The following is a 1,245-nucleotide window of genomic DNA, read 5'->3' as shown; positions in this document are numbered from 1 at the left end:
CTGAACTGGCCTAATGATTTTGGACACTTTGATCGGGCGCTATGATGGCGCCCATATCAGAGGATGTTCCGATGCGAAATTCTTATTCGAACGAGTTCAAGCTTGAAGCGGCCAGCATGGTTCTGGACAACGACCAGTCCGTGCCCGAAGTCTGTGCCAGCTTGGGTATTGGTCCCACCGCGTTACGCCGTTGGGTTGAACAGCTTCGCAAAGAGCGGATGGGCGTGACGCCTGTTAATGCCAAGGCAATCACTCCCGAGCAGAAGGAAATTCAGGCGCTCAAGGCACTGCTCAAGCAAAAGGACCGGGATATCGAAATACTAAAAAAGGCCAGTGCTCTCCTGCTTTTGGACGCCAAAGATCATTCCCGCTGATCGATGAGCTGGGCGAGCGTTATGGCATAGCAGACTGCTGTCGGGTGTTCGAAATCAATCGCAGCAGTTTCTATGCTTGGCGTAAACGGCAGGGAAAGACCGACCCGCATCGTGAAGCGCTCAAGGTAGCTTTGATCAAGCTGCACAAGGCCTCACGAGGTTCTGCCGGTGCCAGAACTTTGGCCCGCGAGCTGCAAAACAAAGGTCATCAAGTCGGCCGCTTCATGACCGCGAACTTGATGAAGGAGGCGCAGGTTGTGAGCCGTCAACGGCGACGACATCGTTACCGCTCGACAGGTGTGGAGGCGCTGGTGGCCCCACACGAGCTTAAGCGCCATTTTGATGTGGGGGCGATTAACCAGGTCTGGTGCGGAGATGTGACATATATCCAGATCGGTAAACGCTGGCTGTATTTCGCAGCGGTCTTGGACTTGTTTGCTAGACGTATCGTCGGTTGGGCGTTTTCCCTGATCGCTGACGCTACGCTAGCGAGCAAGGCGCTTCGCATGGCAGCGGAACTGAGAGGGAAACCAACTGGTGTGATGTTTCATTCAGATCAAGGCTGCCAGTACACCAGTCATAAATTCAGGGAAGAGCTGGCTAGATTTGGGATCAGGCAGAGCATGAGCCGTAAAGGTGAGTGTTGGGACAATGCACCTGTGGAACGTTTCTTCGGAAGCCTGAAATCTGAGTGGGTACCTGAAGGCGGTTACGACTCAGAATTAGAGGCAATGGCTGACCTGCAGCGCTATGTGCTGCGTTACAACAACGTCAGGCTCCACAGCTACAACGACTATCTGTCGCCTGTAGCCATGGAGAAACTGGCGGCGTGAAACCTAAAGCGGTGTCCACTTTTACTTGACCAGTTCAG

1 protein-coding gene is annotated in these 1,245 nt (G+C 53.7%); it reads left to right on the top strand.

What is annotated here, in order from left to right; all coding sequences use genetic code 11:
* Positions 1-71: 71 nt before the first annotated feature.
* Positions 72-1,207, top strand: a protein-coding gene (locus tag CYD26_RS24720) for an IS3 family transposase (RefSeq protein WP_256588078.1) whose coding sequence is annotated in 2 segments (ribosomal slippage) — positions 72-321 and positions 321-1,207 — 1,137 coding nt in all. Because the reading frame shifts where the segments join, the coding sequence is not laid out codon by codon here.
* Positions 1,208-1,245: the final 38 nt, after the last annotated feature.

Source organism: Pseudomonas sp. FFUP_PS_473 (genome assembly GCF_002858665.1).
Taxonomy (GTDB): Bacteria; Pseudomonadota; Gammaproteobacteria; order Pseudomonadales; family Pseudomonadaceae; genus Aquipseudomonas; species Aquipseudomonas defluvii.
Note: the sequence above shows the minus strand (reverse complement) of the source record. Positions and strands in the feature narration are given on the sequence as shown.